The sequence below is a fragment of the Yersinia intermedia genome (assembly GCF_900635455.1).
GTDB lineage: Bacteria > Pseudomonadota > Gammaproteobacteria > Enterobacterales > Enterobacteriaceae > Yersinia > Yersinia intermedia.
The window spans coordinates 2,065,980-2,090,034 of sequence record NZ_LR134116.1; the positions used below are offsets into that span (position 1 = coordinate 2,065,980).

Consider the following 24,055-nt stretch of genomic DNA (forward strand, 5'->3'; position numbering starts at 1 on the left):
TCGCAACACAAATGAATCGATTCAGGTAGACCACGTAATGTTGTTGGATGTGATTTATTTTAGTCAGTGAAAAAATAAATTATGTGACGCTGTTCATTTATTCGGACATGTTATGAATGATTTAGCCTACTTGAACGATTAATCAGCAACTATATAAGCGATATTGATGTATTCGATTAGGCTACTCGCTCCATATCAGCGTTTTTGTGTTAACTACTTGCGTAATCGGTATAAAAAATGATGCATAGCCATTTTTTAGCTTAGGATAAATTTCAGGTATAGAAAAATAGAATTGGGCTGATGATGAGTATTAACGCCATTAGATGACGGTTTATCGTGGGCCAGATAATAAATCTCACTATGCTGATAAAAAAAATCCTGATAAAGTTAACGGCTCTATTAATTGTCAGGAGTTAAGGGCCTCAGCTCTCCCTATGGACTGTCACCGAAGTTACTGTTTCTTTAGCGTTAATACCCAACCAGTGGGTTTAAATCTGGTTACTCAATCACGCACGCTTGCTGCGTATAATCTCACCCAATCTTTCTACGTATCTATACTGACAACCGTGTTACGGCGCTTTGCTGTACCTGTTGCGGTGCGTTCATCATCTAAATCGTGTTCTTATTTTCGGAGTCTGACATGGAATTTCTAATGGACCCCTCAATCTGGGCAGGGTTATTTACACTGGTGGTGCTAGAAATTGTTCTGGGTATTGATAACCTGGTATTCATTGCCATTCTGGCCGATAAGCTGCCGCCTAAACAAAGAGACAAAGCACGTATCATCGGCTTGTCACTTGCGCTGATCATGCGCCTGGGGCTGCTGTCGGTCATTTCTTGGATGGTTACGCTGACGACACCACTGTTTAGTGTCGGCAGTTTTAGTTTCTCAGGGCGAGATTTGATTTTGCTGGTGGGGGGGCTATTTTTGCTATTTAAAGCCACCACCGAGCTGCATGAACGGCTGGAGGGTAACCAGCACGATGACAGTGCCAATCGAGGCTATGCCAGTTTCTGGGCGGTAGTGGCGCAGATTGTGGTGCTGGATGCCGTCTTCTCACTGGATGCCGTTATTACTGCCGTGGGGATGGTTAACGACTTGGCGATTATGATGACTGCGGTTGTCATTGCCATGGGCGTGATGTTGTTGGCATCGAAAACACTGACCCGGTTTGTGAACGCCCACCCTACGGTGGTGGTGCTGTGCCTGAGCTTCTTGTTGATGATTGGCCTGAGCCTGATTGCTGAAGGCTTTGGTTTCCACATTCCGAAAGGCTATCTGTACGCAGCCATTGGCTTCTCTATTCTGATTGAGCTGTTTAACCAGATTGCGCGCCGTAACTTCATTAAGCATGAGTCACGTTTGCCAAGGCGTCAGCGCACGGCTGAAGCGATCATCCGTTTGATGGGGGGGCGTCAACAGCAGGAGCCACAAAATGGTAACCCGCAGCAGGTGGCTCCAACCGAAGCATTTGCTGAAGAAGAGCGCTATATGATAAGTGGTGTGCTGACATTGGCATCCCGCTCAATGCGTAGCGTGATGACACCTCGTACTGAGATATCCTGGGTCGATTGTAATCGCTCACAAGAGGAGATCCGCGAGCAACTATTAGATACGCCACACAGTTTGTTCCCGGTTTGTCGTGATTCGTTGGATCAGATAATCGGTGTGGTGCGAGCCAAAGATCTGTTAGTTGCCATCGAGCGAGGTGATTCCATTTGTGAGTTTGCGGCGACGACACCACCGATTGTGGTGCCAGATACTATGGACGTGATTAATCTGCTGGGAGTATTACGCAAAGCAAAAGGTCGCTTAGTGGTGGTGAACGACGAGTTTGGTGTCGTTCAGGGGCTGGTAACACCTCTTGACGTGCTGGAAGCGATTGCTGGTGAGTTCCCGGATGAAGATGAAACCCCTGACATTATCACTGACGGTGATGGTTGGTTGGTGAAAGGGGGGGCGGATTTACACTCGCTGGAACAGGCTCTGGACTGTCAGGAACTGGTAAGCCCGACCGCTGATTACGCTTCACTCGCCGGTATGCTGCTGTCTCACTCAGGCCATATGCCAACCGCAGGAGATGTGGTTGAACTGCATAACCTGCGTTTTGAGATTATGGAAGTTTCAGATTACCGTATCGAATTAGTGCGAATCACCAAACTGAATAACGAACTGGAAGAGTAAAACCGGTAATTATCAGATTGCTGAAGTGCCTGGGCCAACACGCCGTTCAGATCGTAACGGCGTAGGTTTTAAATCTTTGCCCACAGTGCGGTAATTACAGCATTTACCATCAAAGAAAAGGGGAGCTTCGGCTCCCCTTATTGATCACGCTATTACTTATAAACGAAATTAATTACATTGCACTTTGATAGCCAGACCACCACGGGATGTTTCGCGGTATTTAGCATTCATATCTTTACCGGTCTCAAACATGGTTTCGATCACTTTATCGAGTGAGACGCGTGGCTCGCTGGTGCGGCGCATCGCCATGCGTGCAGAGTTAATCGCTTTTACTGATGCAATGGCATTACGTTCAATACAAGGCACTTGGACCTGACCGGCAACCGGATCACAGGTCAGCCCCAGATTGTGTTCCATGCCAATTTCAGCAGCGATACAGACTTGTACTGGGCTGGCACCCAGTAATTCAGCCAGACCTGCGGCTGCCATTGAGCAAGCAACGCCCACTTCACCTTGACAACCTACTTCAGCACCCGAAATGGAGGCATTCATCTTGTACAAAATGCCCACAGCACCTGATGACAGGAAATAGCGGATAAAGATTTCCGGGGTAACTGGCTCAATAAAGTGGTCGTAATAGGCCAAAACTGCGGGGACGATACCGCAAGCGCCGTTGGTTGGCGCGGTAACAACACGCCCGCCTGCCGCATTTTCTTCATTAACCGCCAGTGCAAACATATTGACCCAATCAATCACGTTCATTGGATCACTGGACAGCTTATCGGAAGAGACTAGCAGACGGCGCAATGCGGAGGCGCGGCGCGGCACACGCAGAGGACCAGGTAATACGCCCTCGGTGTTCAGACCGCGATCAATACAGGCTCGCATGGTCTGCCAGATAGCCGTGAAATAGGCTTCAATCTCTTCTTTGCTGTGCATCGCCAATTCATTCTGCATCACCATACCGGAGATAGACATACCGGTTTGCTCGCAGTTTGCCAGGATTTCTTCAGCAGAATTAAATGGATAGGGCACGCTGACAGCATTTACCGCAGCTTTACCGAAATGCTCTTCATCAACGATGAAACCACCACCGATTGAATAATAGGTTTTGCTCAGTACTTTCTCATCACCGGCGAAGGCGTGGATTTGCATGCCATTTTCGTGCAGTGGCAGATTATCGCTGCGGAACACCATTCCGCCTTCCCGTGGGAAATCGACTTCATGCAACCCATTGGCGAGCATCAATTTCTGGCGTAATTCCACATCACGGATAAAGGCTGGGATGCTGTCGATATCCACGGTGTCAGGCATATTGCCTGCTAACCCCATAATAATGGCGATATCGGTGTGATGACCTTTCCCTGTCAATGATAGTGAGCCGTAAACATCAACGGCAACACGCGTGACAGTTGGCATCAGGCCCTGAGTCACCAGCAAATCAGCAAACTCCTTGCCGGCTTTCATTGGCCCAACAGTATGAGAGCTGGATGGACCGATACCAATCTTAAACATGTCAAAAACGCTAATCACGCTATAACTCCTTAACAACGCATTTTGTTATTCTCAGTGCACATGAATGTCACTGAGAATATCTATATTAAGTATAAGAGTTCTGTGGATAGCAGCAGATAACTTCGCATGATAAATACTTATACATGAAGTCTTGCCATCACAGACCCTTGTTAATTTGGGTCCTACTGGTGTTAGCCACATCAATTTAATGCAGCAACAGTTACATATCACGGTCAATTTAAGGTTATAAAACGCTCTCCGCTTTATAAAAACCGTATTAAATTAACTACATACGGCATCGTCCGGTATTACCACCCATGCACTAAGTCGCTAGCAGCTTAGGATGACATCAGTGGCGCTCACTATCAGGTTTTAACCTTACATTTTTAGTGGTTTATAGTGATGAATGTCATTTCACAGATATTTCATAACGCTGACAGGCCAGTTTACAGTTTTTTTAAAATGGTTGTGCAGGGAAAATAGAGTAAAAATCGATGTGATGGGGTGATAGGGATCGCTTTATGCTGTAATTCAGCTTTTTTAGCCGCAACGCTGTGAAGCGTGTCACTCATTATCCATGTTGGATTTATGGCTTTAGGTTAAATACTCACCTGTTGCGCCAACCGCCGGATAATCGCCGCCGTTAATCCCCAGACAAACTGGCGCTCATACCAAGAAAGATAGACCCGGTGATTGACACCGCCACGATGGATATCCAGTGAATAGTAGCGTGAAAGGCTAAGCGCCTCATGTAAGGGCATTTCAAACAGCCCAGCCACCTCTTCTTCATTGGCATGAAAGGCAATATTTGCAGGGATCAATCCGACAATAGGGGTAACCTGATAACCACTGGAACTGTCTAATGGCGCCAGTTGCCCGAGGACATGTACAGCCGAAGCAGGGATTGCGACCTCTTCTTGCGCTTCACGCAGTGCTGTATCAATCAGTGAACTGTCTTCCCGGTCTGCTTTGCCTCCGGGGAAGGCGACCTGACCGGCATGTTTACGCAGATGACTAGAGCGCCGGGTCAGTAGCAACGTTGGCTCAGGCCGACAAATTATCGGGATTAAAACGGCGGCATGGTGGCTATTGGCCGTAAAGCTGCCTGCTTGGGGCAGTTGCAGTTGAAACCGGCTGATAAATTCAGACAAAGTGTGCCCGATAAATAATTCACTCACAGAATGACTCGCTTATAAGTTATGTATTTTCAACCACTGTATATTTTCAACCAACTATATATGCTCAACAAACCCAGTATTTTCCAGTTGCGGTAAGATGCGGGCGATTTTATCAAATGTTTCCTGATATTCTGCCTGTTCCTGGCTATCAGCCACAATTCCTCCACCGGCAGAACAATAGATTTTTCCGTTCTCGGTCAACAGCGTGCGAATAGTGATATTGGTGTCCATCGTGCCACAGCAACTAATATAGCCAATGTTGCCGCAATAGGCATTCCGTCGGTGTGGCTCCAGTTGCTCAATGATCTCCATGGCACGAATCTTCGGTGCTCCGGTTATTGAGCCACCGGGGAAGCAGGCTCGGAGCAGCGTAGTCGCTGGGCATTCAGCAGGTAGGGTCGCGGTAATGGTACTCACCAAATGATGTACCGCTGGGAAAGGCTCAACGACAAACAACTCAGGCACCCGCATGCTACCCGGTTGCGCCACACGGCCAATATCGTTGCGTAGCAGATCCACTATCATCAAGTTCTCTGCCCGATCTTTCGGTGAGTTAGCCAACCGTTCAGCCTGCAAGCGGTCCTGCTCAGGATGGTCCAAACGTGGTAGTGTGCCCTTGATGGGGCGGGTCTGAATCTGATGGTTTTCCAACCATAAAAAACGCTCCGGCGAGACACTCAATATGGCGTTTTGTGGCAAGCGGATAAAGGCCGAAAACGGTGCGCGATTGCTGCGGCTCAACGACAGAAAGGCTTGCCATTCATCACCTTGATATTTAGCGCTGAATCTTTGTGCCAGATTAATTTGATAACAGTCACCACTGTGCAGGTATTCTTGAATCTGGCGGAATTTTTCGCCATATTCCTCCCGCGACATATTGGCCTGCCAAGGGCTGGTCAGCGTAAATGGCCGCGCAACTTCAGGCATTTTTTGTTGCTGTAACCACAATAGGCGTTGCTCTGCATCCCCGTGGCACACCAGCGTTAGCTTTTGCAGATGATGGTCCGCAATCAGCGCCCAGTCATACAAGCCGACCGCCATATCCGGTAATGCGATATCTTGCTCGGCCAGTGCAGGCAATGTCTCAACCCGGCGGCCCAGATCATAACCAAATACCCCCAATGCGCCCCCCAGAAATGGCAGGTCAGGGTGTGATGGCATTGGTAAGGCGAATTTATCGAGCTGCTGCTGTAATAAAGAGAAGGGATCTGCCGGGGAGCAGACTCGGCCTTGCGCGCTGATTATCTCCGTTTGCTCGCCTCGGGTGGTGAGTGTTACCTGTGGGTCAGCGACCAATATGTCAAAACGATTATGGGCATGTTCTGCGAATCCCGAATGCAGCAGCATTGCCCAGCTTTGATTGGCAAGTGGGGCAAATTGTCGGAGCAGGGCGTCTGGCTGATAAGGCAAGGCTTTGATGGTCAGGGATTTCACACTCATGAGTCACTATTCTTTTCTTTCGGATAGACATATTTGGGTGGCGTGATGATGCGTTCGCAACGGGCCGTCGGGAAGATTAACATAAATTGGCTGGCGGGTCGTATGGGGCAGTCAATTCACCGCAGACCTGAATAAACAGGTATACTTAATCAATTATATGTTGGAGATAAATCAATGCTAGCGGGTATGCCTTCACTTTCCCATGAGGAACAGCAAGAAGCTGTCGAACGTATTCACAAATTCATGTCGGAAGGTATGAGCAGTGGTGAAGCGATTGCATTGGTGGCCGCAGAGATTCGTGAGCGGCACCAAGATGATCCACAAGCCATGGCTATCTTTGAAGATACTGATTTTGATGATCATGATGAGTCTGATTATCGTCGTGATAACGAGCAAGATGCGGATGAGATTGAAGACCCGTATGAGGGGTAACCCATTCATCACGCTTAATTAAAAATATTAAACCCGCCGTTAATTGGCGGGTTTTTTTATGGGATAACCAGATGAACGGACTGGCGGTTACCCACTGACCACGACAGCCCCTGCGGCTCGTTTCGCCACGTTGACGGCGGTGGTGATATCATCAGCGACTGCCAATGCTACCCCCAGGCGCCGTTTACCAGCAATGTCAGGTTTACCAAATAAGCGAATCTGCGTATCGCCAGCCAAAGCTACTTCTAAGCCATGGTAAGCAATATTCTGGCTAGTCAATTCAGGTAAAATAACCGCTGAAGCGGCCGCGCCATATTGGCGAATAGTGCCAATCGGGAGGCCAAGAAATGCCCGGACATGTAATGCGAACTCAGACATATTCTGCGAAATTAACGTTACCATACCGGTATCGTGCGGGCGCGGTGATACTTCACTGAAAATAACCTCATCACCGCAAACAAATAATTCCACACCAAATAAACCATAACCGCCGAGAGCGTTCACCACCTGAGAAGCGATCTCTTTTGCGCGCGCCAATGCGGTCTCACTCATCGCCTGTGGCTGCCAGGACTCGCGGTAATCACCATCTTCTTGACGGTGACCAATAGGCGCACAGAAATGAATGCCATCAACAGCATTGATTGTCAGCAGGGTAATTTCAAAATCAAAACGGACCAAGCCTTCGACAATTACTCGACCACCGCCGGCGCGGCCACCTTGTTGGGCATAATCCCAGGCAGTTTTAAGTTGACCTGCATTGCGGATCAGACTTTGGCCTTTACCGGAAGAACTCATTACTGGCTTAACGATACAGGGATAACCCACTTCACTGACGGCCTGGCGGAATGCGCTATCAGTGTCGGCGAAACGGTAACTAGAGGTTGGCAATTGCAGGGTTTCTGCCGCTAAACGGCGAATACCTTCACGGTTCATCGTCAGCCGTGTTGCCTCTGCGCAAGGCACGACCCGTTGGCCCATTTTCTCTAGCTCAACCAACATGTCGGTGGCAATAGCTTCTATTTCCGGCACGATATAGTGCGGTTTTTCCTGTTCGACCAACTGTTTCAGCGCCAAGCCGTCCAACATATTGATGACATGGCTGCGATGGGCAACATGCATGGCGGGGGCATCTGCATAGCGGTCAACGGCAATCACTTCCAGCCCCAGTCTTTGGCATTCGATAGCCACTTCTTTACCCAACTCGCCAGAGCCAAGCAACATGACACGGGTAGCGCTTGGGCGCAGAGCGGTTCCAATAGTCAGCATAGTTAGGTACCTACATCAGTGGGAGAGTTGCACATTAATTTGTTGTACGATCAATTTTACGGGCATTAGTATACGGCAAAATAGCAACGAAAACGATTGCGTATCTAACGGATGGCTGTGAGGCGATATCGATATATGCGCAGCGCATTGCGTTTTTGGACTGTTTTTACGGTTTAATTCCGGCAATGGACTCATTTCTGGTATTATCGCGCCAAAATCTTGCGCTTGCCTTCAGGCCATCGCTGCCATTCCATCCAGTTATAAGAGTTACTGCCGTGAGCACAACTTCCTTTTCTTCCCTGGCGCTGCCTACTGAGCAGTTGTCCAATCTTAATGAACTTGGCTATACCGAGATGACACCGGTACAGGCTGCGGCTTTACCGGCAATCCTCAACGGGCAGGATGTCCGTGCGAAAGCCAAAACCGGCAGTGGAAAAACTGCGGCATTCGGTATTGGTTTACTAGATAAAATTGCGGTCGGGGAGTTTGTTACCCAAGCATTGGTACTGTGCCCGACCCGTGAATTGGCTGATCAGGTCAGCAAAGAGTTGCGCCGCTTGGCCCGTTTCACGCAAAACATTAAAATACTGACCTTATGCGGTGGCCAACCGATGGGGCATCAATTGGATTCACTGGTGCATGCGCCACACATTGTTGTGGGCACGCCGGGGCGTATTCAAGAGCATTTGCGCAAGAAAACACTGGTACTGGACGATCTTAAGATTCTGGTATTGGATGAGGCTGATCGCATGCTGGATATGGGCTTTACCGATGCCATCGACGATGTCATTGCCTATACTCCGCCACAGCGCCAAACTCTGCTGTTCTCGGCCACCTATCCGGTCGGCATTGAACGAATCAGTGCCCGAGTCCAGCGCCAACCAATCAATGTTGAAGTTGATGATGGCGATGAAGTACCCGCTATTGAGCAGGTGTTCTTTGAAACCACTCGCGAAAAACGTTTGCCGTTGTTGATATCAGTCCTCAGTCACTATCAGCCGAGTTCTTGTGTGGTTTTCTGTAACACCAAGAAAGATTGCCAGAGCGTCTATGAAGCATTGGAATCTCGTGGAATCAGTGTGTTGGCTTTACACGGTGACTTAGAACAACGTGACCGTGATCAAGTGCTGGTGCGTTTTGCCAACCGCAGTTGTCGTGTGCTGGTAGCAACCGATGTCGCGGCCCGAGGCTTGGATATTAAAGATCTGGCGCTGGTAGTTAACTTTGAGCTGGCCTTTGACCCAGAGGTTCATGTGCACCGTATTGGTCGTACTGGTCGGGCAGGGATGAGTGGTCTGGCGGTTAGCTTGTGTACACCACAAGAGATGTCCCGTGCTCATGCCATTGAAGATTATCTGCAAATAAAACTGAAATGGACCCCGGCAGAACCGGTGAGCCGCAGTGCTAATGCGATGCTGGAGCCAGAAATGGTCACGTTATGCATTGATGGTGGGCGCAAAGCAAAAATTCGCCCAGGTGATATTCTGGGTGCTTTAACCGGTGAAGCCGGTCTGACCGCCGCTGATGTCGGTAAGATTGATATGTTCCCGGTTCATGCCTATGTTGCCATCCGTAAAGCCAGTGCCAAACGTGCCTTACAGCAATTACAACAAGGCAAGATTAAAGGCAAAAACTGCAAATCCCGTTTATTGAAATAATGACACGAGGGGGCGATGACGGTTGCATCCTCCCGATAACTCGCATTATACTGTATGCATATACAGTTGCTTGTGGGCGTGAAAGAAATGAAAAGGACATACAACAATGGCCGTTGAAATAAAATTCGTCGTAGTGAGACAGGGTGAGGAAAAAATGACATTCACAACCAAAAAAGAAGCCGATGCCTACGATAAAATGCTGGATTTGGCTGACAATTTGTCTGAGTGGCTGTCATTGGCTCCCTTAACCCTTGAAGAAGATCAACGTGAGGCGCTGAGTTTCTTCCTGGCAGAAAATAAAGATGCTTTAGGGCAAATTCTTCGTGGTGCTAACCCTGCGACTCCTGTCGATGGGCAAGCAAAACTGAAAGCGGAAAAGAATGTGCCAGAGAAAAAAAACAAATCTGAAGAAAATCAAGCGGCTTAATTTGCCAACTTTCAGCAGAAAGTGAAAAAGGGATCTAAAATGAATCGTGAAATCACCTTCTTTCGCCGATTTGAGGCGGATATCCTGGCAGATCGTAAGACGATCACCATCCGGGATAGCAGTGAATCCGATTTCCGCCCAGGGGAAACCCTGCGCGTATGTCGCAATGAAGATGGCGTATTCTTCTGCCACATTATGGTCAAATCAGTCACGCCAATCACTCTGGAGGCACTGTCTGACCGTCACGCTGAGCAAGAAAATATGTCATTGGATGAGCTGAAAAAGGTGATTAAGGAGATCTATCCTGGGCTGGAACAGTTTTATGTGATTGAATTTACGCGGTGTTAATTAAACGGCGTTACCATTATTACCCTGCAACGCTGTTCACTCTGTAACCTACCTTTCAATCATCGTTCCTACCAAGGATAGAAATAATAATATTTGGAGGAATGATGAGAAAGACAGGATTAGCCTTGGTATTGGTTACGGCATTGGCCGGTATCACTGTGGGTGTACAGGCCCAAGAGCCACGAGTCGCGAAATTACCTGCTTGCTCCGGTTTAAATCAATCTCAGGTAGCAACGCAGGTTAAGCGAGACTTTCTGCAAAACAGAATTACACGCTGGGAAGCGGATAAGAAACAATTAGGCACTGATAAGCCGATCGTTTGGATTAGCGCGGTAGACATTACAGGCAAAGATGATGTGTGGCAGGTGCCAATGACTGTTCGTGGCAACAAGGGCGACAAAACCTATCAAGTGTTACTTGACTGCAAAGCTGGCACCATTACCTATAATGGCCCTAAATAGTTATGAGTGGAATAACGTCAGCGTAAAGCTAATCGCTACCAATCAGGTGTTTGAGGCAACGTATCAGGCACCTGCTTATCCCTCCAAGTCAAAACTCTCTCGGGTATCTTTTATAATTATATTTATCATTTAATTAGATCCCCTTCGCTAAATTATAAGCATATGCTGATACTTGGCATCCACAGGTAATCGTGTCACTCTCGCGGTAACGAACACAGATGGATAATTCAAATAATGACCATACCTCCAAAGGCGAATAAACGCCCTTATCCAATAACTATGCACGGTGATACCCGTGTAGATGATTATTATTGGCTGCGTGATGATGAGCGTACTGACGCTGATGTTCTGAACTATTTGCAAGCTGAAAATGACTTCACTAACGCGGTGTTACAACCGCAACAAACCTTGCGTGAAACCCTGTATCAAGAGATGGTTTCCCGCGTCCCGCCACAAGAAGAATCCGTTCCCTATATTCGCAACGGCTATCGCTACCAAACGCGTTTTGAGCCGGGTAATGAATATGCTATTTATGTGCGTCAACCCGTTTGGGCTGATAGCAGTTGGGAGACGTTACTGGATGGCAACCAACGAGCGGCAGATAGTGAGTTTTATACCTTGGGCGGGTTAGATGTTAGCCCGGATAATCATCTATTGGCAGTTACAGAGGATTTCTTATCGCGTCGCCAATATGATATTCGGGTAAAACATTTACAGAGTGATGTTTGGCACGAGGAGGTTATCAGCAATACCTCAGGTAACTTTGAATGGGCCAATGATTCGAAAACGCTCTATTACGTGCGCAAACATGAAAAAACATTACTGCCTTATCAAGTGTATCGCCATGTAGTAGGAACCGATCCTCAGTTGGACCAACTTATCTATCAGGAAACTGACGATACATTTTACGTGAGTTTAGAAAAAACCACGTCTGAACGTTTCATTGTTATCCATCTGAGCAGTACCACAACATCTGAAGTATTGTTACTGGATGCTGATAAGCCTGAACCACTACCACAGATGTTCGCACCACGTCGTAAAGACCATGAATACGGTTTGGACCACTATAAGCAACATTTTTATTTACGCTCGAATAAAGATGGTAAGAATTTTGGTTTGTACCAAATCGCTGAGGCAGGTAAAGAACAAAGTGATTTTGCCGATGAATCTCAGTGGGTACCATTAATTGCACCAAAAACAGATGTTATGTTGGAGGGGTTCAGCTTATTCCGTGATTGGTTGGTAGTAGAAGAGCGCAGTGGCGGGTTGACGCTTTTACGGCAAATTCACTGGACCACTGCCGAAGAGAAATTCATTACTTTTGATGATCCTACCTACGTTACCTGGCTGGCATATAACCCAGAACCAGAAACAGAATTGTTGCGCTATGGCTACTCCTCGATGACCACACCAAGTTCAATGTTTGAACTTAATATGGATACCGGCGCACGCGAGTTGCTTAAGCAGCAGGAAGTGAAGAACTTCACCCCGGAAAAGTATCGCAGCGAACGCATATGGGTCACTGCAACCGATGGCGTAAAAGTGCCGGTTTCATTGGTTTATCACCGTGACCATTTTGTTTCAGGTAATAATCCACTGTTGGTTTATGGTTATGGTTCATATGGCAGCAGTATGGATCCTGCATTCAGTGGTAGCCGATTAAGCCTATTGGATCGCGGTTTTGTCTTTGCTCTGGCACATATTCGGGGCGGTGGGGAGTTGGGCCAGCAATGGTATGAAGATGGTAAATTGCTCAATAAATTAAATACATTCAACGACTTTATCGATGTCACCAAAACGCTGATAACCGAGGGCTATGGCGATGCTAACCGTGTGTTTGCCATGGGGGGCAGTGCTGGTGGTTTATTGATGGGAGCGGTCATCAATCAGGAACCCGCGTTATATAAAGGTGTTGTGGCGCAGGTGCCGTTTGTTGATGTGGTAACCACGATGTTGGATGAATCGATACCTCTTACTACTGGCGAGTATGACGAATGGGGCAACCCGAACGATAAGGCGTATTACGATTATATTAAGCAATACAGCCCTTATGATCAGATCAAGGCTCAGGATTACCCGCACATGCTGGTGACTACCGGCTTACATGATTCACAGGTTCAATACTGGGAACCGGCAAAGTGGGTCGCCAAGTTGCGTGAAATGAAGACAGATGACCACCAATTACTGCTTTATACCGACATGGATTCAGGTCACGGCGGTAAATCAGGGCGCTTCAAAGCGTATGAAGACATCGCTTTGGAATACGCATTCATACTGGCTCTGGCTTAACCTAGTCAGGGATCTTACGTCAGGTAATGGGCTAGGGTATAGCGCATATCTGGCGTAAGATCAGATATTGAAGCTAACATCCAGCGCAGATAATCTGGGTCTTGCCGGGCTATTTGCTCAATACTTTTGCCTCGATATTTTCCGAATTTAAATGTCTGTAACAGCAGCGGTTGCTGCGTTATTTCGGCCATTTGTTCGGCATTCCAACCTGAGTCTTGCATAATGCGCTGTAATAACGCGGCCGTGACATAACAATCGTATAAAGCACGGTGCGGGTATAGATTATCCGGTACTGAAACATTCAGTCTCAAGGCGTAACGCAGATATTGATTACTGTGTTTGATGTCAGGATAGAGCATTCTGGCTAGCTTGAGGGTGCAAATCCATTGGCCACCCATCTCCGGTAATACTCCACGATCAAAAGGCGCATTATGGGCAACATAATATGGGCTGCCTTGATATCTTCTAATCGCAACCGCAATCCGTGGTTTGCCTTCTACCATTTCTTCAGTGATATGATGAATCACCATTGCATCAATACTGATTGGCCGGTCTGGGCTAATCAAATCACTCATCGGGTTAGCTAATGCCCCATCAACCAGGTCAATCGAAGCGACCTCAACAATACCACCGGCTAAACCGCAGGTTTCGGTATCGATAATACGAAAATACATTTTTATCTCCCACCGACTATTGCTAAATAATAGCAACAAAAAACCCGCCTAATATGGCGGGTTGACTGACGAGACGAAAAGCCCGTTTATTCTGCGCTGGTAGAAGATGACTTCTTAGCGCGTTTCTCAGCTTTTTTCTCAGCCGGAGTTTTTAGTGGCTTTTTCTTCGCGTTCTTTTTGCTGTCCATTCCCTTACTCATGGCTTGCCTCTCTTTACCTTCGGTTAGGTTGGTACGCCCACCTATTAACCACCTTATGAGGGTAAGTTGCAAGGAGATAAAGCATCGATGCCGTTAATGTATTGTTTAACAACAGCATTATTAAATCTTAATCTATATAGTTACCGTTTAAATCGTACCATCTCGCGATATAACGGCGGATAATCTATTGAGATATGGCGTAATTATCACCAGTTGGAGTAATTAATTGGCTGATTGATGTAAATGTGATGTTTTATCGTTGACCCTGCGTGCTGTATAGGCTTTGATAACTTTAATGTCTAATAACAAACATGGAAAAATAATGGAACAATTACGTGGGCTTTATCCCGCATATGAACCCTACGACAGTGGTTTATTAGACACCGGCGACGGGCATCAGATTTATTGGGAACTTTGTGGTAACCCAGAAGGTAAACCCGCCGTGTTTATACATGGTGGCCCTGGAGGTGGTATTGCGCCTTATCACCGGCAACTATTCAACCCCAAAAAATATAAAGTGCTGCTGTTTGATCAACGTGGATGTGGCCGCTCAAAACCCCATGCCAGTTTGGACAACAATACAACCTGGCATTTGGTTGATGATATTGAACGGCTACGCCAAATGGCGGGTATAGATAAATGGCTGGTATTTGGTGGGTCATGGGGCTCAACACTCGCACTGGCTTATGGTGAAACGCACCCCGATCGGGTCAGTGAAATGGTGCTACGTGGTATTTTCACGCTGCGCAAAAAAGAATTGCATTGGTACTATCAGGATGGCGCTTCACGTTTTTTCCCAGAGAAATGGCAACGTATACTCTCCATTTTATCACCAGAAGAGCAGGGGGATGTTACCGCCGCTTACCGTAAGCGACTGACTTCACCTGACAAGGCTGTGCAACTGGAGGCTGCCAAGATTTGGAGTTTATGGGAAGGTGAAACCGTTACTTTATTACCGGCCAAAAGCTCGGCATCCTTTGGAGAGGATGATTTTGCTCTGGCCTTTGCTCGTATTGAAAATCACTATTTCACTCATTTAGGTTTTTTGGACAGTGATAACCAACTGTTGGATAACGTGACTCGTATTCGCCATATCCCAGCAGTTATTATTCATGGCCGATATGATATGGCTTGCCAGCCACAGAATGCGTGGGACTTAGCGCAAGCCTGGCCAGAGGCTGAATTACATATTGTCGAAGGTGCTGGTCATTCCTTTGATGAACCGGGCATTTTGCACCAGTTGATTCTGGCTACAGATAGATTTGCTCGTAAGCCATAACTGTTTTATTCGCACACTCCCGCAACTTGATACCTGCGGGAGCTTTTTGTTGCTTATTTTATCTTAGGTTCATACGGTAAACGTGAGAATTTAATTGATTCAGTACGGTAGTGAGCCAAGCGTTGCAAAAAGTACTCACGCAGCTCATCAGGCTGTTCTCTGGCGATCATTTCTGCAATCACCGGCATATTGTAGCGCTCTTTAAATGCTACGCCTGAAGCGGCTAGGTCAACATTCATTTTTGCTGTTTCTTCTTCAGAAAGCTCCGTCAGATTATATCCCATAGTTTTCTCCTTCTTGGGCCGTGGGAGGTTATGGGGCAAAAGGTAATGCAGACAATGGGTATTGGCAAGCCGCTAATGTGATCGAACCAGCACATTAATGAGCTATTTGCTTGGCATAATATCAGTATCCAGTGTGAGCAGTAATTATATCTGGTGGAAATTAAAATAAGAATCATTCCTTTTAGTATTTAGTTTGCAATATTAATGATTTTTATAATAATTAATTCAGTGCCTATCGGATTTTATTTATACAATAAAATCAATGTGTTGAATTATTTTATCTTTGTCACAATATTATTGTGAATAGAGTGTTCTTATTTTGTTTTTATCTTGGCATAATACACCAAGATAATCGTTACTTACCTGCATTATAAAAATAAGGGAATTATTATGTTAAAAACCGAAATGGCTCAAAAGCTCAATGAGCAACTGAACCTGGAGTTTTACTCTGCGAATCTTTACTTGCAGATGAGTGCCTGGTGTAGCGATAAAGGTTTTGAAGGTGCTGCGGCATTCTTAAAATTGCATTCTCAAGAAGAGATGCAACATATGCAGCGTTTGTTCGAATACCTCAGCGGGACAGGCTCTATGCCGGTCTTGGGTACCATCACCGCACCACCAATTGATTTTGCTTCTCTGGCAGATGTATTCAAACTGACTTACGAACATGAGCAGCTTATTACTACTCAAATTAATGAACTGGCTCATGCAGCAATGGAAAATCACGATTATTCCACCTTCAATTTCCTGCAATGGTATGTAGCTGAGCAACATGAAGAAGAAAAACTGTTCAAATCCATTCTTGATAAGCTGGCGCTGGTGGGTAACAGCGGTAATTCATTGTTCTTCGTTGATAAAGATCTGAAGACAATGGCAGCTCAAAGCCATATTTAGGCTTAATTTGTATTACTAGTGTGTTTTCCGCAGTTTTTGATTCCCGATCAACGGAACCAAAAACTGCGGTTTCTGTTATTTCCTCGCAAGCTTATCTGTACCACTTTCCTTCATCTTGTTGTTTTCGTGCTAATTACATGCTGTTTGGCTATGGTTTCTCGACTTGCCATATTCAAATCGTTATCATTTGCACTACCGACATGGCAGTGAGTTGAATTGCTGCTCAATTATTGGTGATATTTCAATCGCCACTCAGAATTTGGCGTTTTGTTTTGTGTGCTATCTCACAGGTAGTGCAATTGACTGGAAGTGATAGGGGTTCGCGCTGCCAATATAGGATATGGTTGGTAGCAGATTGATTCTTCACCCCCATTGATTAAGGGATACTATGTTTATTCGCAAAGTACGTTCTTCTTGCCGCATGCTTTCGGCGCTTATTGTGTTGTTTGTTGGGTTATCCAGTCAGCAAGCTCTGGCTCACGCACACCTGAAGATAGAGTCACCGGCTGCCGATACTACTATCGGTTCAGCGCCAGAAGCACTGACGCTGGGGTTCTCTGAAGGTATCGAGCTAAACTTCAGTGGTGTGAAAGTGACTGGTCCAGATAACAATATAGTGAAAACCGGTGCGTTAACATTGGACCCGGTGAATAATACACAGCTGATTCTGCCGATTGACCATGCATTAACTGCTGGGAAATATAACGTTTCATGGCATGTCGTGTCTGTTGATGGTCATAAAACCAAAGGCACATACAGCTTCACAGTGAAATAATATGTCTCTGGCGACTCTATTCGTTCTGTGTCGCTTCTTGCATTTTTGGGCGGTGATGCTGATGTTCGGCATCAGTATATTCACCGCCTTGTTAGCACCAGATCGATTCTCTTTAATACTGAAAAACCGTCTGTCCCCGCTACTTATCTTCAGTACTTCCCTGGGGCTTATCTCTGCTGTCGGGCTTTTAGCCGTTCAGGCAGGAATGATGGGGAATGGTTGGGCTGATACCTACAGAATGACCGTTTGGTGGTCGGTATTTGGTACTCGTTTCGGTCAGGTGTGGCAATGGCATCTTGGCTTATCCATTTTGATTATGTGGATAGTGTTGCTGGGTTCAACCCGTAGCAACTACCGGCTGATTGCAGGTTGCTCAACGCTGTTACTCGCGAGCCTTGCTTTTACCGGGCATGCGGCGATGCATGCTGGGCTAGTGGGATGGATTCACCAAACCAATCAAATCATACATCTGCTCAGTGCGGGTTATTGGTTGGGTTGCCTACCGGCACTTCTGATTTGCCTTGCTTATGCTCACAATAATGATGTTAAACATGAAGCCATCACTACGCTGATTCGATTCTCAAGCTGGGGACATTTGGCCGTAGCATTGATACTGGCGAGTGGTGTTATTAACAGCATTATTATACTGGGCGATACCGCGCTGACGCTGACATCTACCTATCAGATACTTCTGCTCTGCAAAGTGATATTGGTGATGTTTATGATTATTGTTGCGCTGATTAATCGCTATATCATCGTGCCACTGCTCAGACAATTACCTGCTAAGGCTCACTATTGGCTTGTCATAAATAGTTATGTCGAAATTATCCTTGGCGCGGCGGTATTACTATTAGTCAGTATTTTTGCGACTATGGCTCCGATATAGAATAAGACTATAAACAACAGATATTGCTTCCAAGCTTGCATCGATCCCTTGGGATGCGAGAAAATCTAAGCAATCAGTTAATTGAGGATAATCTAGATGAAAGGTTTTGTGCTGACGTTATCGTTGCTGATGCTATCCGTTAACGCTATTGCTGCCGGGAAGATAGTGACTGTCAGTAAGTTTGAATTTGGCAAGCAATGGGCATTTAATCGGGAAGAAGTGATGCTGGAATGCCGCACGGGTAACGCTTTGTTTGTTATTAACCCGAGTACGTTAGCGCAATATCCCCTAAATGATATTGCAACTGATCAGATGAAGTCTGGTTATGTTTTAGCGAAACCGCTAGATGTTTTGTTGCTAGACGACAGTGACAAGCCCGGTCAGAAGATGAGTTTGGAACCTTTCCAGCAGCGCGCAATGTCACTGTGTCAAAAATAAACTTGGGGTTGTGAGATGCACTGATACTAGCCTTTATTTTTCAAATGGTTACCTTCTTTGCTACCCGTTTGGGTTTTCACCCTTCAGATTAGTTTACAACCGTAATTAATTAGTTCCATTGCCAAGTTGGCTAAACACATGTACTCGACTACGCTTAAGGAGTACGGCTGAATAAGCCTACGTTAATTAATGCCAACTTTTAGCGCACGGCTCTGTCCCAAGAGCCATTTCCCTAGACCGAATATAGGAATCGTATTCGGTCTTTTTTTAATTTGTTGATTTTAAGGGTTTTTTTTTGGCTCTCCCGAAATCCCCCGAAATTTCCCCGAAATCCTATACTCGGCCTAAATCTCAACCCACTCATTTTTACGTGAATCCAGGTATACATTCGTCATTTTCATCGATTTATGTCCAAGCAATTTCTGTGCAAATTCCTTACCGTATTCCGCTTCATACAACCGCGATGCCAGGCTGCGGATCTCGTGAAAGCTGGGAGGGGATATGTCATAAACCAGATCCGTTGCTTTCAATGCTTTAACAAATGCTTTGGTGAGTGAGTCCGCATTTAATGCACCTAGCTCCCGGCCTGATTTTCTACTGGACGAGCAAATGAGATATTCACTTTTGCTGTTATTCAGGCACTTTTCTATAATTTCCCCAACCGTGGTCTTCATTATTTCCAGCCGTAATGATAGCGATATCGCAATCTGCATCTTGGTTTTACTCTGGACTATCCAAAGTTTGCCGTCATGAACATCGCTTCTTTTTAATTGCCGCACATCGTCACGGCGTTGGCCGGTAATCAGTGCCAGAGCCAGGCTGAGTTGAACCCAGTTCCGTTGTTGGCCAGCAGCCTCATAAATTTTGCAAAAGGCGGCATAGTCAAGTCGCTCCCGCTTAACTTTTGGTGATGGCGTGCGTGTTGCTTCCACTGGATTGCTGCTAATTAAACCATCAGCTATTGCTTCGCGAAAAACATCAGACAAAACAGAACGTAGATTTACTGCCATTGAACTTTTACCGCTATCGACATAGGTGTTAATAAAATCAGCGATATGCTTGGTGGTAACGGCCTTGAGCGGCTTATCTTCAAATTCTTGGTTAATATATCCGATTTGCAGGACTCTCATTTTCATGGTGTTCTCAGCCAGCTCGCGATGCTTTAATAGCGCTGAATAACGCTTTAGCCGCAGGAGTTGGGGCAGAACTGGCAGTCGTTCAAGTAGGACTACTGGCTGAAAGTTTGATTCAATATATTGTGAGCCTGAATAGCTTGGGATATGGCATCTCTACGGGTGATTTGTCACAGAGGAATCTCTTTTTCAGTAAGTGGATTTCGCCAGTAATAAGATTTGTAATATCGCTGATATGCCCGATTTTTAGGTAAGACGGCATCATATCGTTTTGGCCTTGATGCCATGATTAATTATCTCTATCAGGGATGAATTTGTACTGGGGGATTTTTAAGTCGGTCCTATCCAATACCCTGCGATTTCAGCAGGGTTTGGGAGGGAACACATTATGCCAGGTTTAACGAACGACAAGAACTGAGCATTCGGCGTGGCGGACTATCGCCGCGGCATTCGAGCCCAGTAGATAAGTCATTATGCCTGGCTGGTGTGACGCGATGACAATCAAGTCGGCTTTAATGTCATTAGCAAGCCTGAGTATCTCATCTTTGGGGGAGCCAGAAGCTATATGTTTTTTTATCCTGTCTTTCGGTATATTAAATTTATCAATGATTTCAGATAATTTTGCTAGCGCTTCATTTTTAATCTGTTCCTGGTCGGGAGCCTCTCCCGCATAAGCTAACCCAAGAGAAGCGTAATAGGGAAATGTCGGAATAACCGTTAGGAAATGAACGTGAGCGACATCAGTCAGATTTGATTGTGTTTCAACGTGGGCAATGACCTGCTGGGTAAACTCAGGATCTGAGATGTCTATGGGGACTAGAATAGAGTGATACATACATCCTCCTATTTGTTTTATTACCTCTTATAATATTATAGCCACTATCTTGAAATGACATTATATGGTGAACATCTAAATTGTATCGGTGTGAATCCGGTATCAAGAAATTCCAGATGTTAGATTGCAGACTACAATTGGTTCCGATTTCCACTGTATAATTTTTAGGCTGAATTCACCGGGGCGTTAGCCCTGTTGGCGTCGTATGGCCGCGATGGCATAGCGCATCAAGCGAAAGGTCATATGATTGCCAGGGGGAACTTTGATATTCGATCCGCGCGTAAACGTATCCGCCCTACGTGTGCGATTTTAGCGAGTAAAGTCCGTCAGAATAGTAGGGGGCGTTATCATCGGACGATGATAATCAGAGTACCCTTGTGAACAATGGCTCAGGGTCATTTTAGGACAAACATTTCAGGCTGCATCTTGATCAAAACATTGAGAGAAGTAAGGCAACCGGGAGGCTCAAGGGCCAGGTTATACCGATAAGAGATGCAGATAACCACCTGACTAATAAGCTCTGATCACGCGTGAGGGGGAAGATGATGAAAGTAGAGACAATAACGCCAACTACGTAAATCCAGAACAGGATAAATCCGGTGTCCATGGGGCAATTTTCCTTTTGTCCATGTAATTTACTTATTATCGCATGAAAGTGCCTACATATTTGCAAGTAATTCAACTATGGGGCTGCGCTATCAATATAGGCTTTTTTATAGCACCCTGCCAAAATCAATCATCCCCTAATAAGTCTTTATCTTAATGGGTCACAGCGGCGAACAATTTCTACACCATAGCGCTTGACCAGGCAGCGAGGAACAATAGGATACGGCGTAGCTGCTGAGTCCTTACTGGACTCAGCCTTTCGATGATGAACCTGCATTGGCGGCTTTTTTGCAGTAAATCTTTGGTGTCACTCGCGTAGTTAACAACACAGTTAATAATGTTGAATCCTAACTATTTGAGGGAGTTGCGAGTGTTAGCATATTACGCATATCGTAGCTACTTGGCGTTTGGTGGATACGCAGATCAAACTCACTTGCGATGGCAAAGATATGATCAAAAATATCTGACTGAATACCTTCATATTCTGCCCAGACAGTCGTATTGGTAAATGCGTAAATCTCCAAGGGCAGGCCCTCTGGAGTGGGGGCCAGTTGGCGCACCATTAGCGTCATTGATTTATGAATACCAGGATGATCGCGTAAATATCCTGTTAAATAAGCGCGTAGCGTACCAAGATTAGTTAGACGTCGGCCATTTAGCGGCGAACTCAGATCGAGAGCAATTTGCTGATTATACTGATTCAGTTCCTGAGATTTTTCGTTAAGGTAACGTTGTAACGATGGATGGCGATTAAGGTTTTGTTGTTCTTTCTCTGAGAGAAAATGCACGCTGGTGGTATCAATATTTATGCAGCGTTTGATACGCCTCCCGCCGGATTCAGACATCGAGCGCCAGTTTTTGAAAGAGTCGGAAATCAGTGCGTAAGTTGGAATAGTAGTGACGGTATTGTCCCAGTTTCTGACTTTTACTGTGGTCAAACCAATGTCTATCACGGCACCGTCCGCACCGTATTTTGGCATTTCCAACCAGTCGCCTACATTTAGCATATTATTGGCTGAGAGCTGAATACCGGCTACCAAGCCTAGAATTGGGTCTTTGAAAACTAACATCAGTATTGCCGTCATGGCACCCAAGCCACTTAGCAACAATAAGGGGGATCGCCCCATCAACAGTGAAACAATCATGATACCGATAAATATCGCTGCGATTAGCTTTAACCCTTGAAAAATACCACGCAAAGGTAGTTGATGAGCGATTGAATTTTGGCGTAGCAGTGCGAGCAACGTATCAAGCAATGAAAATAGGGCTAGTAGTCCGAAGACCATGATCCACACTTGCGCGGCTGTCGCGATAATCACCTGCGCTTGGCTATCGTTTTGTAACCACAGAACTGCCTGAAGATTGATGATAATCCCTTGCAGCAATAATGCCATGCGCTGAAAAAGTTTGTGTTGGGTGACAACCCGTTGCCAGAGGTGTTTCGATTGTTGAGTGTTACGTTGGAGGGATGCCAATACCACGCGGTGTAGTATCAGATGGATGACAACAGAAATTAATAAAATAAGCCCAATAACCATTGTCAGTGACATCAAATCGCTGAATTCCAATCCCAATCTTTCCAACCATTGACTTATTCGTTGTTGCATTACGCTTCCTGCTTAAGTCTAAAAAATATTAGCCTAAAGGCTAAGAGCCATGATGTAAGCTTGTTTACCCTTTTTTACACTTCACAGCGGTAAAGGCCGTTAAAAAAACAGACGATATAGAGATATATAGGCATTTTATCGTGATCATGAGCGGTCACTTGTTGAAGAACGCATCGTTTAGTGGCATAAGAATGGCAAGCCAAAAACGCGATAAATACACGCTAGCAGAAATAATGTCGCTATGACTCTGCTTTATCTCTGTTAAGCTACTCTGCTGGCTCTGTAGCCTAACGTGGTATCGTCTTATTTTTACGGAAGAATTATGCTGACCAACTCATCCACCCGTCTTAACAAATATATTGGCGAGAGCGGCATCTGCTCTCGTCGCGATGCCGATCGTTACATCGAACAAGGGCATGTTTTTATTAACGGCAAGCGTGCTGCTGTTGGCGATCAGGTATATTCTGGGGATGTAGTCAAAGTTAATGGTCAGCTTATTGAACCTCGTAACGAAAATGACTTGGTGCTGATCGCGTTGAATAAACCGGTTGGTATTATTAGCACCACGGAAGAGGGTGAAAGCGATAACATCGTTGATTTCGTTAATCACAGCAAACGTGTATTCCCCATCGGGCGTTTGGATAAAGACTCACAGGGGTTGATTTTTCTGACAAATCACGGCGATTTGGTCAACAAGATCCTGCGAGCAGGGAATGATCACGAAAAAGAATACTTGGTGACGGTCAACAAACCGGTGACTGAAGAGTTTATTCTCGGCCTGGGTGCTGGTGTGCCGATGATGGGTACGGTGACTAAAAAATGCAAAGTGAGTAAAGTCGCGACCTTTGTGTTTAATATCACGCTGGTGCAGGGCTTAAATCGCCAAATTCGCCGGATGTGCAAACACTTTGGCTATGAAGTCACCAAACTTGAACGCACTCGCATCATGAACGTCACCCTGAAAGGGTTGCCAATGGGCGAGTGGCGAGATTTGACTGATGATGAGCTAATCGAATTATTTAAGCTGATTGAAAACTCATCATCAGATGAAAAACCGGTGAAAAAAGTACAAGCTAAGTCTGTTGCAGATAAAAAACCGAGAGTTAATGGGGTGAAAAAACCCGAAAAGTCCGACAGTAATTCGGCTCCCCGCAAGCGCTTTGCCCAGCCTGGGCGTAAGAAAAAAGGGCGCTAAGTTCACATCATTATCATCAGTCTCTGTACTTGAGCATGTAAACTCGGCGG

At 45.9% G+C, this 24,055-nt stretch carries 23 protein-coding genes; 13 read left to right on the forward strand and 10 right to left on the reverse strand.

Going from position 1 to position 24,055, the window contains the following annotated elements; genetic code table 11:
• Nucleotides 1-640 precede the first annotated feature (640 nt).
• Nucleotides 641-2,185 carry a TerC family protein gene (locus EL015_RS09400; RefSeq protein WP_032905826.1) on the forward strand — a complete coding sequence of 515 codons (1,545 nt, stop codon included), beginning with the start codon at nt 641-643 and terminating at the stop codon, nt 2,183-2,185.
• Nucleotides 2,186-2,353: 168 nt separating this feature from the next.
• Here the strand turns inward: EL015_RS09400 and EL015_RS09405 are convergent, their stop codons facing one another.
• From EL015_RS09405 to pabB, 3 genes are all read right to left on the reverse strand, one after another.
• Nucleotides 2,354-3,718: an L-serine ammonia-lyase gene (locus EL015_RS09405; protein ID WP_032905824.1), complete on the reverse strand. Its 1,365-nt coding sequence runs from the start codon at nt 3,716-3,718 to the stop codon at nt 2,354-2,356.
• 581 nt (nt 3,719-4,299) lie between these two features.
• Nucleotides 4,300-4,878, reverse strand: a complete 579-nt coding sequence (locus EL015_RS09410) for a CoA pyrophosphatase (protein WP_005183034.1) — start codon at nt 4,876-4,878, stop codon at nt 4,300-4,302.
• Nucleotides 4,879-4,932: 54 nt separating this feature from the next.
• Nucleotides 4,933-6,318: an aminodeoxychorismate synthase component 1 gene (gene pabB, locus EL015_RS09415; RefSeq protein WP_005183033.1), complete on the reverse strand. Its 1,386-nt coding sequence runs from the start codon at nt 6,316-6,318 to the stop codon at nt 4,933-4,935.
• 174 nt (nt 6,319-6,492) lie between these two features.
• Between pabB and EL015_RS09420 the strand changes: the two genes are divergently transcribed.
• Entirely contained in the window at nt 6,493-6,750 is a 258-nt protein-coding gene (locus EL015_RS09420) for a YoaH family protein (RefSeq protein ID WP_005183031.1), read from the forward strand.
• 87 nt (nt 6,751-6,837) lie between these two features.
• Here EL015_RS09420 and purT read toward each other — a convergent pair whose 3' ends face one another.
• Nucleotides 6,838-8,016 carry a formate-dependent phosphoribosylglycinamide formyltransferase gene (gene purT, locus EL015_RS09425; RefSeq protein ID WP_005183026.1) on the reverse strand — a complete coding sequence of 393 codons (1,179 nt, stop codon included), beginning with the start codon at nt 8,014-8,016 and terminating at the stop codon, nt 6,838-6,840.
• Nucleotides 8,017-8,291: 275 nt separating this feature from the next.
• On the opposite strand from purT, the gene dbpA reads away from it, so the two are divergent.
• The 5 genes from dbpA (at nt 8,292) to EL015_RS09450 (ending at nt 13,199) form a co-directional block, all read left to right on the forward strand.
• A complete protein-coding gene (dbpA, locus tag EL015_RS09430; RefSeq protein WP_005183025.1) occupies nt 8,292-9,674 on the forward strand; it encodes an ATP-dependent RNA helicase DbpA in 1,383 nt (460 codons plus the stop codon).
• Between the two features lie 106 nt (nt 9,675-9,780).
• Nucleotides 9,781-10,101: a YebG family protein gene (locus tag EL015_RS09435; RefSeq protein WP_032905823.1), complete on the forward strand. Its 321-nt coding sequence runs from the start codon at nt 9,781-9,783 to the stop codon at nt 10,099-10,101.
• A 39-nt stretch (nt 10,102-10,140) separates the two neighbouring features.
• Complete coding sequence (gene yqfB, locus EL015_RS09440) at nt 10,141-10,449, forward strand: N(4)-acetylcytidine aminohydrolase (RefSeq protein WP_005183023.1); 309 nt, start codon at nt 10,141-10,143, stop codon at nt 10,447-10,449.
• Nucleotides 10,450-10,553: 104 nt separating this feature from the next.
• Nucleotides 10,554-10,910 (forward strand): protein YebF, encoded by a 357-nt coding sequence (yebF, locus tag EL015_RS09445; RefSeq protein WP_032905822.1) that lies wholly within the window; start codon nt 10,554-10,556, stop codon nt 10,908-10,910.
• Nucleotides 10,911-11,144: 234 nt separating this feature from the next.
• On the forward strand, nt 11,145-13,199 hold the full coding sequence (locus EL015_RS09450; RefSeq protein ID WP_032905821.1) for a S9 family peptidase: 2,055 nt from the start codon (nt 11,145-11,147) through the stop codon (nt 13,197-13,199).
• 14 nt (nt 13,200-13,213) lie between these two features.
• Here the strand turns inward: EL015_RS09450 and exoX are convergent, their stop codons facing one another.
• Nucleotides 13,214-13,873, reverse strand: a complete 660-nt coding sequence (gene exoX / locus EL015_RS09455; protein ID WP_005183018.1) for an exodeoxyribonuclease X — start codon at nt 13,871-13,873, stop codon at nt 13,214-13,216.
• Nucleotides 13,874-14,395: 522 nt separating this feature from the next.
• On the opposite strand from exoX, the gene pip reads away from it, so the two are divergent.
• Entirely contained in the window at nt 14,396-15,352 is a 957-nt protein-coding gene (pip, locus tag EL015_RS09460) for a prolyl aminopeptidase (protein ID WP_032905818.1), read from the forward strand.
• A gap of 53 nt (nt 15,353-15,405) precedes the next feature.
• Here pip and EL015_RS09465 read toward each other — a convergent pair whose 3' ends face one another.
• Nucleotides 15,406-15,636 carry a DNA polymerase III subunit theta gene (locus EL015_RS09465; protein WP_005183015.1) on the reverse strand — a complete coding sequence of 77 codons (231 nt, stop codon included), beginning with the start codon at nt 15,634-15,636 and terminating at the stop codon, nt 15,406-15,408.
• 390 nt (nt 15,637-16,026) lie between these two features.
• Between EL015_RS09465 and ftnA the strand changes: the two genes are divergently transcribed.
• From ftnA to EL015_RS09485, 4 genes are all read left to right on the forward strand, one after another.
• Nucleotides 16,027-16,530, forward strand: a complete 504-nt coding sequence (ftnA, locus tag EL015_RS09470) for a non-heme ferritin (RefSeq protein ID WP_005183013.1) — start codon at nt 16,027-16,029, stop codon at nt 16,528-16,530.
• A 388-nt stretch (nt 16,531-16,918) separates the two neighbouring features.
• Nucleotides 16,919-17,305, forward strand: coding sequence for a CopC domain-containing protein YobA (gene yobA, locus EL015_RS09475; RefSeq protein ID WP_005183010.1), 387 nt, complete (start codon nt 16,919-16,921; stop codon nt 17,303-17,305).
• Nucleotide 17,306: 1 nt separating this feature from the next.
• On the forward strand, nt 17,307-18,191 hold the full coding sequence (gene copD / locus EL015_RS09480; RefSeq protein ID WP_005183008.1) for a copper homeostasis membrane protein CopD: 885 nt from the start codon (nt 17,307-17,309) through the stop codon (nt 18,189-18,191).
• A gap of 96 nt (nt 18,192-18,287) precedes the next feature.
• Nucleotides 18,288-18,629 carry a YebY family protein gene (locus tag EL015_RS09485; RefSeq protein WP_005183006.1) on the forward strand — a complete coding sequence of 114 codons (342 nt, stop codon included), beginning with the start codon at nt 18,288-18,290 and terminating at the stop codon, nt 18,627-18,629.
• 344 nt (nt 18,630-18,973) lie between these two features.
• Here EL015_RS09485 and EL015_RS09490 read toward each other — a convergent pair whose 3' ends face one another.
• From EL015_RS09490 to EL015_RS09505, 4 genes are all read right to left on the reverse strand, one after another.
• On the reverse strand, nt 18,974-19,765 hold the full coding sequence (locus EL015_RS09490) for a tyrosine-type recombinase/integrase (RefSeq protein ID WP_005183004.1): 792 nt from the start codon (nt 19,763-19,765) through the stop codon (nt 18,974-18,976).
• 394 nt (nt 19,766-20,159) lie between these two features.
• Nucleotides 20,160-20,597 (reverse strand): universal stress protein UspF, encoded by a 438-nt coding sequence (gene uspF / locus EL015_RS09495; RefSeq protein WP_005183002.1) that lies wholly within the window; start codon nt 20,595-20,597, stop codon nt 20,160-20,162.
• A 430-nt stretch (nt 20,598-21,027) separates the two neighbouring features.
• On the reverse strand, nt 21,028-21,204 hold the full coding sequence (locus tag EL015_RS09500; RefSeq protein WP_032905817.1) for a GhoT/OrtT family toxin: 177 nt from the start codon (nt 21,202-21,204) through the stop codon (nt 21,028-21,030).
• 346 nt (nt 21,205-21,550) lie between these two features.
• A complete protein-coding gene (locus EL015_RS09505) occupies nt 21,551-22,810 on the reverse strand; it encodes a mechanosensitive ion channel family protein (protein WP_005182999.1) in 1,260 nt (419 codons plus the stop codon).
• 322 nt (nt 22,811-23,132) lie between these two features.
• Between EL015_RS09505 and rluF the strand changes: the two genes are divergently transcribed.
• Nucleotides 23,133-24,005 carry a 23S rRNA pseudouridine(2604) synthase RluF gene (gene rluF / locus EL015_RS09510; RefSeq protein ID WP_005182990.1) on the forward strand — a complete coding sequence of 291 codons (873 nt, stop codon included), beginning with the start codon at nt 23,133-23,135 and terminating at the stop codon, nt 24,003-24,005.
• The last annotated feature ends 50 nt before the right edge of the window (nt 24,006-24,055 follow it).

Coding starts and splice junctions, on each gene's coding strand:
- EL015_RS09400 (WP_032905826.1), top strand. CDS start 641: ATGGAATTTCTAATGGACCCCTCAATCTGGGCAGGGTTATTTACACTG.
- pabB (WP_005183033.1), bottom strand. CDS start 6,318: ATGAGTGTGAAATCCCTGACCATCAAAGCCTTGCCTTATCAGCCAGAC.
- EL015_RS09420 (WP_005183031.1), top strand. CDS start 6,493: ATGCTAGCGGGTATGCCTTCACTTTCCCATGAGGAACAGCAAGAAGCT.
- purT (WP_005183026.1), bottom strand. CDS start 8,016: ATGCTGACTATTGGAACCGCTCTGCGCCCAAGCGCTACCCGTGTCATG.
- EL015_RS09435 (WP_032905823.1), top strand. CDS start 9,781: ATGGCCGTTGAAATAAAATTCGTCGTAGTGAGACAGGGTGAGGAAAAA.
- yqfB (WP_005183023.1), top strand. CDS start 10,141: ATGAATCGTGAAATCACCTTCTTTCGCCGATTTGAGGCGGATATCCTG.
- yebF (WP_032905822.1), top strand. CDS start 10,554: ATGAGAAAGACAGGATTAGCCTTGGTATTGGTTACGGCATTGGCCGGT.
- EL015_RS09450 (WP_032905821.1), top strand. CDS start 11,145: ATGACCATACCTCCAAAGGCGAATAAACGCCCTTATCCAATAACTATG.
- exoX (WP_005183018.1), bottom strand. CDS start 13,873: ATGTATTTTCGTATTATCGATACCGAAACCTGCGGTTTAGCCGGTGGT.
- pip (WP_032905818.1), top strand. CDS start 14,396: ATGGAACAATTACGTGGGCTTTATCCCGCATATGAACCCTACGACAGT.
- EL015_RS09465 (WP_005183015.1), bottom strand. CDS start 15,636: ATGGGATATAATCTGACGGAGCTTTCTGAAGAAGAAACAGCAAAAATG.
- ftnA (WP_005183013.1), top strand. CDS start 16,027: ATGTTAAAAACCGAAATGGCTCAAAAGCTCAATGAGCAACTGAACCTG.
- yobA (WP_005183010.1), top strand. CDS start 16,919: ATGTTTATTCGCAAAGTACGTTCTTCTTGCCGCATGCTTTCGGCGCTT.
- copD (WP_005183008.1), top strand. CDS start 17,307: ATGTCTCTGGCGACTCTATTCGTTCTGTGTCGCTTCTTGCATTTTTGG.
- EL015_RS09485 (WP_005183006.1), top strand. CDS start 18,288: ATGAAAGGTTTTGTGCTGACGTTATCGTTGCTGATGCTATCCGTTAAC.
- EL015_RS09490 (WP_005183004.1), bottom strand. CDS start 19,765: ATGAAAATGAGAGTCCTGCAAATCGGATATATTAACCAAGAATTTGAA.
- uspF (WP_005183002.1), bottom strand. CDS start 20,597: ATGTATCACTCTATTCTAGTCCCCATAGACATCTCAGATCCTGAGTTT.
- EL015_RS09500 (WP_032905817.1), bottom strand. CDS start 21,204: ATGGACACCGGATTTATCCTGTTCTGGATTTACGTAGTTGGCGTTATT.
- EL015_RS09505 (WP_005182999.1), bottom strand. CDS start 22,810: ATGCAACAACGAATAAGTCAATGGTTGGAAAGATTGGGATTGGAATTC.
- rluF (WP_005182990.1), top strand. CDS start 23,133: ATGCTGACCAACTCATCCACCCGTCTTAACAAATATATTGGCGAGAGC.